Source organism: Bradyrhizobium sp. i1.15.2 (genome assembly GCF_040548425.1).
Lineage (GTDB): Bacteria > Pseudomonadota > Alphaproteobacteria > Rhizobiales > Xanthobacteraceae > Bradyrhizobium > Bradyrhizobium canariense.
In genome coordinates this window covers 310707-324840 of record NZ_JBEPRQ010000001.1, presented here as the reverse complement: position 1 = coordinate 324840, position 14134 = coordinate 310707, and the positions used below count along the sequence as shown (strand labels likewise).

The 14134-nt window shown below is 65.1% G+C and carries 13 protein-coding genes; 8 read left to right on the top strand and 5 right to left on the bottom strand.

Going from position 1 to position 14134, the window contains the following annotated elements; genetic code table 11:
- The first annotated feature begins 30 nt into the window (after positions 1–30).
- The gene (locus ABIB80_RS01595; protein ID WP_354126939.1) at positions 31–1692 is read left to right on the top strand and encodes a tannase/feruloyl esterase family alpha/beta hydrolase; all 1662 of its coding nucleotides are present in this window, start codon (positions 31–33) and stop codon (positions 1690–1692) included.
- Between the two features lie 25 nt (positions 1693–1717).
- Here the strand turns inward: ABIB80_RS01595 and ABIB80_RS01590 are convergent, their stop codons facing one another.
- Together ABIB80_RS01590 and ABIB80_RS01585 are read right to left on the bottom strand one after the other, a co-directional pair.
- Positions 1718–2485 carry an AAA family ATPase gene (locus tag ABIB80_RS01590; RefSeq protein WP_354127103.1) on the bottom strand — a complete coding sequence of 256 codons (768 nt, stop codon included), beginning with the start codon at positions 2483–2485 and terminating at the stop codon, positions 1718–1720.
- Positions 2467–3426 carry an ATP-dependent Clp protease adaptor ClpS gene (locus ABIB80_RS01585; protein ID WP_354126938.1) on the bottom strand — a complete coding sequence of 320 codons (960 nt, stop codon included), beginning with the start codon at positions 3424–3426 and terminating at the stop codon, positions 2467–2469. Before ABIB80_RS01585 ends, ABIB80_RS01590 begins: the two co-directional genes overlap by 19 nt.
- A 220-nt stretch (positions 3427–3646) precedes the next feature.
- Here ABIB80_RS01585 and ABIB80_RS01580 point away from each other — a divergent pair, with 220 nt between their 5' ends.
- From ABIB80_RS01580 to ABIB80_RS01555, 6 genes are all read left to right on the top strand, one after another.
- On the top strand, positions 3647–4120 hold the full coding sequence (locus ABIB80_RS01580; RefSeq protein WP_354126937.1) for a MarR family winged helix-turn-helix transcriptional regulator: 474 nt from the start codon (positions 3647–3649) through the stop codon (positions 4118–4120).
- 11 nt (positions 4121–4131) lie between these two features.
- A complete protein-coding gene (locus ABIB80_RS01575; protein WP_354126936.1) occupies positions 4132–4902 on the top strand; it encodes an enoyl-CoA hydratase in 771 nt (256 codons plus the stop codon).
- Positions 4903–5032: 130 nt separating this feature from the next.
- Positions 5033–7114, top strand: a complete 2082-nt coding sequence (locus tag ABIB80_RS01570) for a methyl-accepting chemotaxis protein (protein WP_007597630.1) — start codon at positions 5033–5035, stop codon at positions 7112–7114.
- Positions 7115–7238: 124 nt separating this feature from the next.
- Positions 7239–8180 carry a dihydrodipicolinate synthase family protein gene (locus tag ABIB80_RS01565; RefSeq protein WP_007597629.1) on the top strand — a complete coding sequence of 314 codons (942 nt, stop codon included), beginning with the start codon at positions 7239–7241 and terminating at the stop codon, positions 8178–8180.
- Between the two features lie 307 nt (positions 8181–8487).
- On the top strand, positions 8488–9888 hold the full coding sequence (locus ABIB80_RS01560) for a selenium-binding protein SBP56-related protein (protein WP_354126935.1): 1401 nt from the start codon (positions 8488–8490) through the stop codon (positions 9886–9888).
- A gap of 77 nt (positions 9889–9965) precedes the next feature.
- The gene (locus ABIB80_RS01555; protein ID WP_088941049.1) at positions 9966–10559 is read left to right on the top strand and encodes a hypothetical protein; all 594 of its coding nucleotides are present in this window, start codon (positions 9966–9968) and stop codon (positions 10557–10559) included.
- 3 nt (positions 10560–10562) lie between these two features.
- On the opposite strand, the gene ABIB80_RS01550 is transcribed toward ABIB80_RS01555, so the two are convergent.
- From ABIB80_RS01550 to ABIB80_RS01540, 3 genes are read right to left on the bottom strand one after another with little or no spacing between them, the layout of a single operon-like run.
- Positions 10563–11261 carry a DUF1045 domain-containing protein gene (locus ABIB80_RS01550; protein ID WP_007597626.1) on the bottom strand — a complete coding sequence of 233 codons (699 nt, stop codon included), beginning with the start codon at positions 11259–11261 and terminating at the stop codon, positions 10563–10565.
- An 18-nt stretch (positions 11262–11279) separates the two neighbouring features.
- On the bottom strand, positions 11280–12473 hold the full coding sequence (locus ABIB80_RS01545) for an alpha-D-ribose 1-methylphosphonate 5-triphosphate diphosphatase (protein ID WP_354126934.1): 1194 nt from the start codon (positions 12471–12473) through the stop codon (positions 11280–11282).
- Positions 12470–13129: an LbetaH domain-containing protein gene (locus tag ABIB80_RS01540; RefSeq protein WP_354126933.1), complete on the bottom strand. Its 660-nt coding sequence runs from the start codon at positions 13127–13129 to the stop codon at positions 12470–12472. The genes ABIB80_RS01545 and ABIB80_RS01540 overlap by 4 nt, the downstream gene beginning before the upstream one ends.
- Before the next feature lie 183 nt (positions 13130–13312).
- Here ABIB80_RS01540 and phnC point away from each other — a divergent pair, with 183 nt between their 5' ends.
- Positions 13313–14122 carry a phosphonate ABC transporter ATP-binding protein gene (gene phnC, locus ABIB80_RS01535; protein ID WP_007597623.1) on the top strand — a complete coding sequence of 270 codons (810 nt, stop codon included), beginning with the start codon at positions 13313–13315 and terminating at the stop codon, positions 14120–14122.
- Positions 14123–14134: the final 12 nt, after the last annotated feature.

The window sequence follows — 14134 nt, the reverse complement described above, 5'->3', positions numbered from 1 at the left end:
GCGGAACGAACAGGAACTCAGGGGGAAACGATGGCGCAAATCCATGTGACACTGTGCGCATTGCTGGTGGGCGCAGCGGGCGTGCTCGGCGCGAATTCGGCTTCAGCGGCGACGCTGGCCGAGGATGCGGACACCGTCTGCAAGGGCCTCGTCGGCGGCATCGACGCCGTGAAGATCGATTCGGCGACGTTGCTGGCGCCGTCGCAGCTTGCCGTCGCCGAACGCGGCCCGACGCCGTCGCAGCGCGTCACGCCCGCCAATCCCGGCTTCTGCAAGCTGCTCGGCCATATCGATCCCAGCGATCCCAAGGCGCCGCCGATCAAATTTCAGGTCAATCTGCCCGTCGAATGGAACGGCCGCTCGCTGCAATATGGCGGCGGCGGATTCAACGGCGTGCTGATCACGGGCCTGACGCTGCCGCCGGCCTATCCCTTCGACAAGCCGTCGCCGCTCGCGCGCGGCTTCGTCACCTACGGCACCGATTCCGGTCATGAGTCCAAGCCGGGCGAACCGCCGCAGCTGTTCGCGCTCAACGACGAAGCCTTCGAGAATTTCGCCCATCGCGCCTACAAGAAGGTGCGCGATGCCGCCGTCACGCTGATGCAGCGCGCCTACGGCAAGAGACCTGAGAAGATGTACTTCATGGGTTCGTCCGAAGGCGGCCGCGAAGGCCTCACCATGGCACAGCGCTATCCTGACGATTTCGACGGCATCTTTGCCCGCGTGCCTGTCATCAACTGGGTCGGCCTTCAGCATGCCGGCACGCGTTCCGGGCTCGTGACCATGGGTGACGGCTGGATCAACCCGGCGCAGGTGAAGCTTGTGGGCGATGCCGTGCGCGCGGCTTGCGACAAGGCCGATGGCTCCGATGACGCGCTGGTGCAGGATCCTGTATCCTGCAAGGCGGCGTTCAAGGCGGAGACGCTGCGTTGCGCGAGCGGCAAGACCGGCGATCAGTGCCTCACCGACGCACAGATCAAGGCAATCGAGACCCTGCATGCGACCTACAAATTCCCGTTCGCGCTTGCCAATGGCCTCGACGACTATCCGGGCTGGGGCGTGTCGGGCGAGGACACGCCGGCGGTTGGCCCGACCGGCGGCTGGGTCGCGTGGTGGCTCGGCACGGCGCCCCCGGCGCAGCCACCCGCGCCCAATAACGGCATCGCCTGGATCTACGGAGCCGGCGGCATCCAATATGTGTTCGCGCGCGATCCCAAGCTCGACGTGACGACGTATAAGCCGGAACAGCACAAGGCGCGGCTGCTCGAGGTCTCCAGTCTGATGGATTCCACCGACCCCGATCTCAGCCGCTTCCGCGCTCGCGGTGGCCGGCTGATCATGCTCGAACATATGGCGGACTATGCGCAGAGCCCTTATGCCGGCATCCGCTATTTCGAGAACGTCGAACGCAAGCTCGGCAAGGCCGAGACGGCCGAGTTCGCGCGGCTCTACGCCGCGCCCGGCGTCGACCATGTCGGCTCCGGCGCGCCGGCCAATGTCGACATGCTGAGCGCGCTGGTCGACTGGGTCGAAAAGGGCAAGGCGCCCGGCGATTTGGAAGTCGCCGAGCAGAAGGTCGAGGCGCCGTCGTTTGCGACGCTTCGCGCGCTGCCGCTGTGCCGCTGGCCGGCCTGGCCGCACTACAAGAGCGGTCCGGTGACGGAGGCGTCGAGCTTCACCTGCGCGCCGTAACAGGCGCGCCACGTCGGAGGAAGCGTCACCCGGTGGCCATTGCCTGCGCGCCGCCGAGCAGCTGCGCGTTAAGCCGGCCGCCGGAGAACAGCATGTCGTCGAGGGCTTCGTCGATATCGGCGGAGACCACGGTGTTGCCGCCGTCCCGCGCAATGCTTCCTTGCGCCAGCCGCCGCATCAGCTCCTTGATGAAGGCGCAACTCGTGCCGTCGCTACGCCGGGCAGCCTCTGCGATGACCGCCTCGTCGAGCGGCAGTCCCTTGCCGTAGAGCCGGACCAGCTTGCCGCGGCCGGTCTCGTTGGGTAGCGGCACTTCGATGGCTTGGTCGATGCGGCCGGGGCGACCCGCGAGAGCACCTTCGAGGTCCTCCGGCCGGTTGGTGGTCAGGACGAACAGGATGTCGGCATCTTCCTTCAGCCCGTCCATCTCGTTGAGCAGCTTGTTCAGCATGGATTCCTCACACGGCCCCATGTCATCGCGGTCACGGGCGATGAGATCGACATCCTCGATCACCACCATCGACGGCTGGAGCAGCCGTGCCAGGCTCATATAGGCGCCGAGCAGACCGATCTGTTCGGCCGTGATGATCAGCGTCGTATGCCCGGGCAAATGCGTTGCGAGATAGCGGATCGTGTGGGTCTTGCCGGTGCCCGGCGGGCCGTACAGCAAGATGCCTTTGCGGGTCGATTGGCCCAACCGGCGCAATTGGTCTCGGGTGTTGACGAAGGTCAGAACGTTGCGATCGAGCAGCCGCAGGGTCTGCTCCGGCAGGATCACCTCGTCGCGCGACACCTGCGGCAAGCGATGCACCGTGATGCCGCGCGAGCGACCGCGATAGTCGGAGTCCGCATCGAGCGACAGGATCTTGCCGCGATAGGTCCGCGCAGCCTGTACGGCTTCTTCCAATTCACTGAAGCATTGCTGGACCAGAGCCGCGCCTGCGGAACCTGAAGGCACCAGGATCTCGATTCGAATTCGGGCTCGCGACTGTATTCGCGGTGTGCGCAGAGCAAAACCGCATAGCGGAGATGATCCTGCTCACACAGCCATAGTCCGTTATCCAGACACTTGACCGGGCTCTTCTCGCCTACGTCGACGTCGGAATATTGCAGCGGGGCAATCGCGATCGCATAGCGGCCCTCCTTGAGCAGCCGTGGAATCGACAGCGTTTCGTAGCGCTGCTCCTCGTTCAATCCCACCAGCCGGATGGCCTTGCCGAAGAGCCGGTCGACTGCGGCCTGGAGATCGACCCGCATGTGGCCGGGAAATTGGCGGATCGTGGTCACGAGTTTGCTGCGCGCGGTGCTGGCAAGGTGCCAATCGAGAACGTCGCAAGCAAAGTCGAAATCTTCCTCTTGTTCGTTCGAGGGCTCATCCGCCGCACGCATGCAGTCGCTGCACAGCCAGACCGTGCGGTCGCCGATACGCACGTCCATCTGTCCCTCAGGCTTCCCGCAGAGTTCGCAAGGAGTTTTGACCGCCTCAAGCGTGACCTGCAGTCGATGGCCGGCCAGGCCGATGGATTGTTGCGCAGATTTGAAAAGGGCTTCGGCGACGGATTGAGGGTAAGGTCCGCAAACCGCCTTTTCCTTCTGCTCGATCTGGGTGATCAGCGCGGTCGCTTCACGGTCTGATTTGCCGAAGACCTGCCGAAGCAGATCCATCACGAATTGGTCCGGCGTATCATCGTCATTATGAATTACGAGCTGGGTCGGCTGGTTCTCGCCACGCACACTGTTCATCACGAAAGACCTCCGGGACAATCTATGATTGAATAGAACGAACAGGGAACACAAAAAGAAGCGACCGTCAAGCGGGGCGGCGGCGACTAATTGCGATTGGTGGCTGAGGTCCTGGTGCGCCGGTGCGGCCCTGTTCCTCGACGACTGCCGCGGCACATCGACCTAGCCGCCGCTCTTTGACAATCTGAACCGCTTCGACTATCTATTTCGCATGCGAAATAAAGCAGCCGGCGCGGGGCATCATCGGCTGATCTACCTGTTGAGCGTTGCGCAGCGGCGCTTGCAGCGCTGGATGGCGACGCAGCCTTCGACCGAGGTCACGCCGGCGCAGGCAGGACTCCTGTTCATCCTCGGCAAGCGGGACGGCGTCCTGATGGGCGAGGCGGGCACGGCGCTCGATCTGGGGCCGGCCGGCATCTCCGGCCTCGTCGATCGCACGGCGGCTGCAAGATTGATCGAGCGACGGGCCGATCGCGAGGACGGGCGCGCCTGGCGTATCTGGCTGACGCCGAAGGGCCGTGCAGCGCTCGCACAGGCAAAGGCCAACGCGGCACAGGTCAACGCTGCCTTGACGGACGGATTCACCAGTGCGGAGATCGATACCATCGCGCGCTGGCTGACCAGCATTCAGGACAAGTTTCCAAGAGAACTTCCAACAGAGCCTTTGAGAGATCCAGAGGAATAGAGGAGAGACCCATGACCGAGCACGTCCGGATCGAGAACGACGGCGGAATTCTTACGCTCACGCTGGCGCGACCCGACAAGAAGAACGCGCTGACGGATGCGATGTACGGCAAGCTTGCCGATGCCATCGAGTCCGCCGAGTCCGATGCGTTGGCCCGCGTGATCCTGATCCGCGGCGAAGGCGACATGTTCACTGCCGGCAACGACGTCGGCGAATTCGCGGCGGTCGCAGCGGGCAAGTCGGAAGGAAGCCGCAACGTCGTGCGCTTCATCCAGTCGCTGGCGCGCTGCACCCGGCCCTTGGTTGCCGCGGTGCAGGGCCGCGCCGTCGGCGTCGGCGCCACGATGCTGCTGCATTGCGACCTCGTCGTACTCGCCGACAACGCGCAATTGTCGACTCCCTTCGTCAGCCTTGCGCTGGTGCCGGAAGCCGCCTCCAGTCTGCTGATGCCGGCGCGCATCGGCTACGCGCGGGCCTACGAGATGTTCGCGCTGGGCGAGACGGTGCCGGCCAAATCCGCGCTGGAATGGGGGCTCGCCAACCGCGTGGTGCCGCTCGACAAGCTCGATGCCGAGGCGCTCGCGCTGGCGCAGCGTCTTGCCCGTCAGCCGGCCGGCGCGCTCACCGCCACCAAGAAGCTGATGCGCAATGGCGAGGCGCTGGTCGCGCAGATGAATGCCGAAGGCGAGCAGTTCGGACTGCGCCTGCGCACCGCCGAGGCGCGCGAGGCCTTCACGGCGTTCGCGGAACGCCGCCCGCCGGATTTCACCAAGGTTGCGTGATGGCCGGGGCCGGGGCTCCTTGGGCCGGAAACTCACGCCCATTCGATTAAAACCTTAACGGAACATTGGCATGTCGCGGGGCAAGGTGGTGCCCGAAGAATAGGCCCCCGACACCAGGCCCCCGACAACCATGGCAATGTTTAAGAAATCGGTAAGTTCGCTTCTCCTGACCTTGATGGCCCTGCTGGCCGCGGGTGCGCTGGCCTCTACGGCGATCCAGATGGTTGGGGCGTTCGGCCGCTATAGCGACAGCCTGGAGACCGCGCGGCTCGCCGCCGCCGACAAGGCGATCTTCCAGGGCGTGCTGGCGCTGCGCCACAATCGCGGCGATGCGCAGAGCGCAATCCTCGGCGAGGACGACCCGCGGGCAAAACTCGGCGAGGTGGAAAAGGCTGAGCAGGGAGGTTACGACGCGATTGGCGCTGCGCTCGCCACCGTCGATTTCGCCCGCCGCGACGAACTCGCTGGCACATTGAAGCAGGGCTGGAGCGCCGCCTCGCCGCAATTCCAGCTGTTCTACGATGAAGCCAAGCGCCCGCGCGCGGAGCGCAAGATCGAGCGCACCAACTCCTGGTATGATGCCGTCACCAAGGTGATCGACACGGCCAATCTCGCCTCCACCGCGGTCTCGAACCGTGCCTGGATGAACGACCCCTTCATCGCCCGCATGATCCAGGTTCGGCGCTTCGCCTGGCAGGTGCGCGATCGTTATGGAATCCATTGTTCGTCCCTTCGCTCCAACGTCAACGCCAGCAAGCCGCTCGATGACGCTCAGAAGCGGTCAGTGGCGCAATGGGATGGCACGATCGCCTCCGGCTGGGCGGGCATGGCCGAGTTGCTGGCTGCGCCGGACGTGGCGGCAGAGCTGGTGACGGCAGCGACGGACGCAAAGGCCACGACCGACGGTGCCCTCAAGCAGATCGGCGACCTCACGAAAAATTTTGACGGCAGCGGCAAGCCCGCGATGCCCGCCGCGGAATGGAATACGCTGTGTCAGTCACCCTTCGCGTCCATCGTCGCGGTGGCGAACAAGGCGCTCGACCAGTCGATCGTCCGGGCGGAAACGGTGCAGGCCAAGGCGCTCACCAATCTCGTCGTACAGTCGCTCGCGTTCCTGCTCGCGCTGGCCGTGACCCTGGCCGGCGTGTACGTGGTCCGCAACCGCCTCATGCGCCCGGTGCGCGCCATTGTGGACGCCATCGCCAAGATCAGCGCCCGCGACTACGCAACGCCCGTCCCGCAATCCAGGTATCCCGACGAGTTCGGCACCATGGCGGCCGCACTCGAAAGCCTGCGCGAGAGCGCGGCGACCGCGGAACGCCTGGGCCGGGAGCGCGAAGCGCAGCAGGCGCTCCAGCTCGCCCGCTCCGGCACCGTCGATGCGGCTTGCCGCAGTTTCGACGACACCGTGCAAGCCGTCATTCACAGCGTTGCGGCCTCGACGAAGGAACTCGATGCCACCGCGACCGACGTGCGCTCGCTGGTTACGGAATCGAGCAGCCAGACCGCGGCGGTCTCGTCCTCCGCCGAACAGGCCACCAACAATCTCGAGACCATCGCGGCCGCGACCGAAGAACTCTCGGCGTCCGTCGGCGAGATCTCCGCGCAGGTGCAGGCCAGCGCCCGCGAGGCCCGCGAGGCCGTGTCGCAGGCAGCGCAGACCAATGCGACGGTCGAGATCCTCGATCAGACCGCTGGCCGCATCGGCGAGGTCGTGAAGATGATCAACGCCATCGCAGGGCAGACCAATCTCCTGGCGTTGAACGCCACCATCGAAGCCGCGCGCGCGGGCGAGGCCGGCCGCGGCTTCGCCGTGGTTGCCGGCGAGGTCAAGAGCCTCGCCTCGCAGACGGCGACGGCGACGGAAGAGATCTCCCGCCAGGTCGCGGAGATCCAGGGCGCGACGGGCCAGGCGGTCACTGCCATCCGCGCGATCGGCGGCGCGATCAGCGGCATCGACGAGAAGATGACGGCGATCGCCGCCGCCGTCGAACAGCAGCGCGCGGCCACCACCGAGATCTCCCGCAACTTCCAGCAGGCCGCGCAGGGAACCCGCGAGGTCACCGACACCATCGGCAGCGTCGCCAGGCTCAACCAGGAGACAGGCAATGCCGGTTCGGTCCTGTCGGTGTCCGTGACGAAAATGTCCGCCGATGCCGATCGTCTCCGCGTCGCGGTCGAGGGCTTTTTGGGCGCGGTGAGGACCGCATAGCTTCGACAATCTTCCGTCCCTACGTCGCGCGATCGGCATTGCCGCCGATGCGCGCGGCGGGTACATCTGTGACGCTGCGCGAGCGTCGCGGCAGATGTAAGAGATATCAGGGATGGAGAGTTCGATGCCGGTCACGCCTCAACACAAGGCCCAGCGCCCCTATCGCGGCGTGTTCCCGGTCGCGCCCACCATCTTCGACGAGCGCGGCGAGCTCGACCTCGAGGGACAGCGCCGCTGCATCGATTTCATGATCGACGCAGGCTCGAACGGTCTGTGCATTCTCGCCAATTTTTCCGAGCAGTTCGTGCTCACGGACGCCGAGCGCGAGACCGTGATGCATGCAGTGCTGGAGCATGTCGCGGGCCGGGTTCCCGTGATCGTCACCACCACGCATTTCAGCTCGGCCGTCTGCGCCGCGCGGAGCCAGCAGGCCGAGGCGGCCGGTGCCGCCATGGTGATGGTCATGCCGCCCTATCACGGCGCGACCTTCCGCGTGCCCGAGAAAGGCGTGGTCGAATTCTTCAAGGTGCTGTCGGGCGCAATCAAGATTCCGATCATGATCCAGGATGCGCCCGTCGCCGGCACGCCGCTGTCGGTCGAGCTGCTCGCGCGGCTGGCGCGCGACTTCTCCAACATCCGCTATTTCAAGATCGAGGTGCCGGGCGCGGCTGCAAAGCTGCGTAGCCTGATCGAGGCGGGCGGCAGCGATATCGAAGGTCCCTGGGACGGCGAGGAAGCGATCACGCTGCTCGCCGATCTCGATGCAGGCGCCACCGGCGCGATGACCGGCGGCGGCTATCCCGACGGCATCCGCCAGATTGTCGATCCCTACTTCGCCGGCAAGCGTGAAGAGGCGAAGGCCTCCTACGAACGCTGGCTGCCGCTGATCAACTACGAAAACCGCCAATGCGGCCTGATCGCCTGCAAGGCGATGATGCAGGCCGGCGGCGTGATCAAGTCGGACACGGTGCGGCATCCGCTCCAGCCGCTGCACCCGGCGACGCGGGCCGGGCTGCTGGAGCTCGCGAAAGAACGGGATGCGCTGGCGCTGCGGTGGGGGAAGTAGCCTCTGCCGGCGTCCTGGACAAGCGCGCCCGAAGGTTATGTGTTCCGCCTCCCGTGCGCGATTGCGCACTAGGCCGGGACGACACTGAGTGTGAGGCGCGCTGTGAGGTGCGCGCCCTGGCCTGATCCCGCCGGCTGAAAGCGTCGAATTAACGCGGTTCGGGCGGTTTCGCGCAGCCCGGCGATGACATATTGTTCGCTCGCCAACCAGGCCCGCGGAGCATATCAAGACATCGCGCAACAACTCTTCATTATGCCGCTATTCCGAACCAGGTTGGTGCGAACCAACGAGACAGGGAGGCAGTGCCATGACGATGAGGCCGGATCCCACCTTTCACGCATCGCCCAAGCTTGCGATGGAAGCTCCTGCGGAGAACTTTGCCTACACGTTGCTGCTCAGTCCGGATTTCTCAAAACCGGATGCTCTCGCGGTCATCGACGTCAAGCCGGGATCGCCGACCTACGGCCAGATCGTCCACACCGTGACGATGCCCAACAAGGGCGATGAGTTTCATCACTTCGGCTGGAATGCCTGCTCCTCCGCCTTGTCGCCGCTCACTGGGCATGCCTTCATCGAGCGGCGCTATCTCATCATCCCCGGGCTGCGCTCGTCGCGGATCTACATCATCGATACCAAGCCCGATCCGACCAAAGCCAAAATCCATAAAATCATCGAGCCCGAGGAAGTTTTCAAAAAGACCGGCTATTCGCGGCCGCATACCATCCATTGCGGGCCGGACGGCGTCTATGTGAGCACGCTCGGCGGCGGCGGCAAGGACGGCACCAACGGGCCTCCAGGCGTCTTCATCATGGATTGCGAGACGTTCGAGGTCCTTGGACGATGGGAGATCGACCGCGGTCCGCAGACGCTGCACTATGATTTCTGGTGGAACCTGCCGCGCGACTACATGGTGACGAGTGAATGGGCGTTGCCGCCGCAGTTCGAGAACGGAATCGTCGCGGAAGATCTGCTGGCGAACAAATATGGCCATCGTCTCCACTTTTGGGATCTTCGCGCCCGTCGCAACGTGCAGACCATCGACCTCGGCGCCAATCATCAGATGGCGCTGGAGGTACGGCCGGCGCACGATCCGGTTCGCGAATACGGCTTCGTAGGCGTTGTGGTCGACACCACGAATCTCGAAGCCTCGATCTGGACTTGGTGGCGCGAAGGCGGAAAATTCCATGCGGAGAAGACGGCGACGATCCCGTCCGAGCCTGCGCCAAAGGAGAAGCTCCCGCCGCTGCTTCAGGGCTTTGGCGCCGTGCCGCCGCTGGTGACCGACATCGACCTGTCGATGGATGATCGTTTTCTCTACGTCTCGTGCTGGGGCACGGGTGAGATGCGCCAGTACGACGTGAGTAATCCGCGAAAGCCGAAGCTTGCGGGCTCGGTTCACATCGGCGGCATCGCGCGCCGCACCCGTCATCCGAACGGCAAGGCATTTGCGGCCGGCCCGCAGATGGTCGAGATCAGCCGCGACGGCAGGCGGGTGTACTGGACCAATTCGCTCTATTCCACCTGGGATGACCAGTTCTATCCCGATGGCGTTCCGGGTGTGGAAGTCATGGCCAATGTCGGTCGCAATGGCGGCCTTGAGCTCGACAAGAACTACTTCGTGAGCTTCCCCGACGGATATCGTGCGCACCAGATCAGGCTGGAGGGCGGTGATTGTTCGACGGACTCCTTTTGCTACCCGTCGGCCTAGATTGGGCACACGCGAGCCTCGGCTGGCTGTGGCTCGCTCTTGTTGCGAGCGGTCTCTATCACGGGGTCAATCCGGGAATGGGCTGGCCGCTCGCCGTTTCGGCCGGGCTCATGGACAAGAGCCCGCGCGCGCTCTTTCGTGCTTTGTGGGCTCTGGCGGCCGGGCATCTCCTGGCAACGCTTCTCGTGCTGCTGCCATTCGCGTTCCTTCTCGTGCTGGCCGAGTGGCAGCGTTCGATCCAGCTCGGCGCGAGCCTTCTCGTCATCGGCTTCGGCGTCTATCGGCTGGTCGAGCGGCGCCATCCGCGCGCGCTGGCACGGATTCCGCCGACGCAATTGGCGCTCTGGTCATTTGCCGTTGCCATTGCTCATGGCGCCGCCTTGATGCTCGTGCCGATCTATCTCGGGCTCTGCCAGGCCTTCGAACTCGATGCCGGCCATGAGGCCGCTGGCGCGCTGATGAAGGCGAGTCTCGGGATGGCGGTGCTGGTGTCTTTGGTGCACGTTGCCGCCATGGTCAGCGCCGGCGGATGCCTGGCATGGCTGGTCTACCGCCATCTGGGATTGAGATTCGTCTCGCGAAGCTGGTTCAATCTGGATGTAATCTGGGCGACCAGCCTCATTCTGGTTGGCGTTGTGGCGCTCGGCTTCAATCTCGCGAGCTGGCACTGACGCTTACTGCGTCAAGGCCCACTCGCCGATGATGCGGAAGCGAGCTTTGGCGTCATCCTGCTTGAACAGCGCGACGCGATCGATCGCAAGCGTCTTGAGACCGAGCGCAGCAAACCTTCCCCGCAGCATGTCCAGAATCGGCCCGCGCCGCTCCGCGTCGAGCCGGCCCGTCAGCGTCATGTGGAAGCGGAATTCCTCCATCACGTAAGGATAGCCCCAGCGGTCGAGATAGTCGCGTTGCCGTTCGCTCAGCTTCTCCGGCTTGCGCCGCGCGCGGTCTTCCGCGCTCAGCGGCGCGCGGAAGGAATCGAAGTCGCGCGCGCAATCGGCGGCGAGCTGCTGGAGTTCGCCGACCGGCTCCGCCGGAATGACGGCGATGAAGCCGCTGATGGAATCGACGACCGGGCGGATCACCGGAATTGCGCGTGCCCTGCCGGCGAATGTCGCGCAGGCCGCAACAAGCTCGACCTCGCGCCTGTCGGACGCCAGCGCCATCGGCGCCTTCAGCGTGGCGTGAAAGCCGTATTTGCGGGGATCGGCGGTGACATCACGCCAGTCCGGAGCCGTGCGCAGGGCCTCGTCCGGGAACGGCAGCTCTCGGCCGGTATGCGCATCATAGCCGAGCAGTTCGGCGCCGAAGCGCGAGACGGCGCTGTCGGCACTGGCGGCATGGTAGATCGCGTAGCGGGGAAAATCTGTCATGGACCGAACATAACCGGTTTATGCCGCGGCGACAGCTTCGCGCGGGGCAGCTGCCATGCCAAGCAACCGCGTCGCGTCGGTGAGATGTACGAGCTTGCCGCCTGATATCACGGCGATCAGCCGCGGCCGCAGCGGCACGCGGTCGTCGACCAGCAGAATGTCCGCGCGCCGTCCTTCAGCGAGTACGCCGCGATCGGCAAGGCCGGTCGCGCGCGCAGGCGCGGCGGAGACCAGATTCCAGGCCTCGGTCAACGGCAGCACGCCATCGGCGGCGAGCCGGAACGCTGCGAGCAGCTGCGCGGGATAGTAGTAGTCCGAGGCCAGCACCGAGCAGAGCCCTTTGGCGATCATGTCGGATGCCTTGGTCCAGCCGGTGTGGCTACCGCCGCGCAGGACGTTTGGCGCGCCGTAGACGATGGCATCACCGTGGCTTGTTGCCGCCCGCGCCGTCTCCTCGTTGATCGGAAACTCCGCGATCGCCACGCCCATCGCGCGAAAGCTCTGGCGCATCGCCGGCGTCGCATCGTCATGCGAGAGCATCCGCACGTCGGCGGCGCGCGCCGCCGCGGCGAGTCGCGACACGGAAGCCGGCACATCCGCGGCGCGGGACATTATGTGTCCGACCAGCCGGTCGAAATCTTCACCCGAGAGGCCGGTGCGCTCCACCATGCGGTTGCGCTTGCGGGGCTTGGCCATGTCCCCAACCGTGCCGTCCATGTGGTCGTTGAAGGCGAACAGGTCGACGCGGCCCTCGCTGAGCCACTGCGAGATCTCGGCCTCGGCGTCGAGATTGTAGGTCTCGTGGCGCAGGTGAAAGCGGGTGTCGGCGGCAAACTGCGGGCGCTGCCGTTCGATCGCCTCCATCAGGCCGCGCGCATTGTCGGCGCTGCGCAGGCCCGGCTCCCACGAACAGGTCGTGGCGTGAAACACCGTGGTGATGCCGTTGCTGATCGCCTGGCGATCGCTGTCGGCGAGCGCCACATCGATCGGGAAGTCGACCCCGGCACGCGGCATCATCTGTCGCTCGAAGGCATCACCGTGCAGATCGACGATGCCAGGCAGCACCAGCAGGTCGCGCGCGTCGATCGCAAGTCGTACGCGGCTGCGAGAGCCATCGACCTGCGCGATGTCCGTTCCGGACACGAGAAGCGACGTTTCGACGAATTCGGAGCCGATCAGGGCCCGGCCGCCCTCGAGGAATATGTCTGTCACGCGACCGCGCTTCGTTTGCTGGCAGAGGAAGGTGCCCCTGCTTCGTATGTCGTGAGGAAATCCTCAATCCCGAGCTTGCGGAAATCGGGCAGGGCTTCACACAACTTGTCGTGATCCCAGTCCCACCAGGCGAGCCTCGCAAGCCGCCCCGCAACCTCTTCCGAGAACCGCCGGCGCACGATGCGCGCCGGATTGCCGGCGACGATGGTGTAGGCCGGCACGTCCTTGGTGACGATGGCGCCGGCCGCGATCACCGCGCCGGTGCCGATGTTGCGACCCGGCAGCACGATCGCGCCGTGACCGATCCAGACGTCGTGACCGATATGGACGTGATGCTGGCGCCGCCAGTCGAAGAATTCCGTGTCGTCGCTCTCGCCTTCGAAATAGGCGCTCGACCGATAGGTGAAGTGCGCCTGCGTGGCGCGGTTCATCGGGTGATTGCCCGGATTGATCCGTGTCATCGCCGCGATCGAGCAGAATTTTCCGATGGTGGTGTAGGTGATCTGGGCGTCGTTCACGACATAGGAGTACTCGCCCATCGTCACTTCGTGCAGCATCGTGCGCGCGCCGACCTCGGTGTAGGCCCCAAGCCTGGTGTCGTGCAGCTTCGCCGAGGGATCGATGGTCGGCTGGACCGAAAGAGCTTTGGCGGCCATGTTGCATCCGAACGAGAGGGCGGGCGTTTCCCTTCGAGCGGCTTGATGACAATGTCATGACGACGCGATGACAGGGGATGAACAGGGGATGAGGTGTGTAGGATCGCCGCACCGCAACGTCCGTGTCACACAAGTGTCAAGCGCCGGCGTTAGCGGTGGGTCCCAGCTACTCTGGAGCCCTGCATGCTGGTGGTTGAAGGTCTGACGTGTCGCTTCGGCGTGAAAGCCGCGGTGGACGACGCTTCGTTTCAAGTCTCTCCCGGCGGTTTCGTCGGCGTGATCGGACGGTCCGGCGCCGGCAAGTCGACCCTGCTGCGGACCATCAACCGTCTCGCGACGCCTTCGCAGGGTCGCATCCTGTTCGACGGCCTCGACGTCACCGCGTTGCGCGGCAAGGAGCTGCGGCAGTGGCGAGCGCGCTCGGCGATGATCTTTCAGCAGTTCAACCTGGTCGGCCGGCTCGATGTTCTCACCAACGTCCTGATGGGACGGCTCGCGACGATGCCAGCCTGGCGCTCGCTGTCGCAGACCTGGCCCGAGCAGGACAAGGCGCTGGCGATGTCCGCGCTCGAACAGTTCGATATCGCCCCGCTCGCAGCCCAGCGCGCCGATCAGCTCTCCGGCGGCCAGCAGCAGCGCGTGGCGATCGCCCGCGCGCTGGTGCAGCAGCCCGACATCATTCTCGCCGACGAGCCTATCGCCTCGCTCGACCCGCGCAACACCAAGATCGTGATGGATGCGCTGCTGCGCATCAACAAGCATTTCGGCATCACCGTGCTCTGCAACCTGCATTCGCTCGATCTGGCGCGCAGCTATTGCGACCGGCTGATCGGCATGGCGCAGGGTCGCGTGGTGTTCGACGGCGCGCCGGCCGAGTTGACCGAGCACGTTGCGCGCGAGCTCTACGATCTCGAAGCCGCCGATGTCATGGGCGGCACGCCTGCACCGGTGCGACAAGGCATTCCGGCGCTTGGAACGGCGGCCGCCGCCTGAGCTGCGCCGCTT

Excerpts from the sequence above, each read along its gene's own strand:
- ABIB80_RS01595 (WP_354126939.1), top strand. The coding sequence starts at position 31 with ATGGCGCAAATCCATGTGACACTGTGCGCATTGCTGGTGGGCGCAGCG.
- ABIB80_RS01580 (WP_354126937.1), top strand. The coding sequence starts at position 3,647 with ATGCGAAATAAAGCAGCCGGCGCGGGGCATCATCGGCTGATCTACCTG.
- ABIB80_RS01575 (WP_354126936.1), top strand. The coding sequence starts at position 4,132 with ATGACCGAGCACGTCCGGATCGAGAACGACGGCGGAATTCTTACGCTC.
- ABIB80_RS01570 (WP_007597630.1), top strand. The coding sequence starts at position 5,033 with ATGGCAATGTTTAAGAAATCGGTAAGTTCGCTTCTCCTGACCTTGATG.
- ABIB80_RS01565 (WP_007597629.1), top strand. The coding sequence starts at position 7,239 with ATGCCGGTCACGCCTCAACACAAGGCCCAGCGCCCCTATCGCGGCGTG.
- ABIB80_RS01560 (WP_354126935.1), top strand. The coding sequence starts at position 8,488 with ATGACGATGAGGCCGGATCCCACCTTTCACGCATCGCCCAAGCTTGCG.
- ABIB80_RS01555 (WP_088941049.1), top strand. The coding sequence starts at position 9,966 with ATGGGCTGGCCGCTCGCCGTTTCGGCCGGGCTCATGGACAAGAGCCCG.
- ABIB80_RS01550 (WP_007597626.1), bottom strand. The coding sequence starts at position 11,261 with ATGACAGATTTTCCCCGCTACGCGATCTACCATGCCGCCAGTGCCGAC.
- ABIB80_RS01540 (WP_354126933.1), bottom strand. The coding sequence starts at position 13,129 with ATGGCCGCCAAAGCTCTTTCGGTCCAGCCGACCATCGATCCCTCGGCG.
- phnC (WP_007597623.1), top strand. The coding sequence starts at position 13,313 with ATGCTGGTGGTTGAAGGTCTGACGTGTCGCTTCGGCGTGAAAGCCGCG.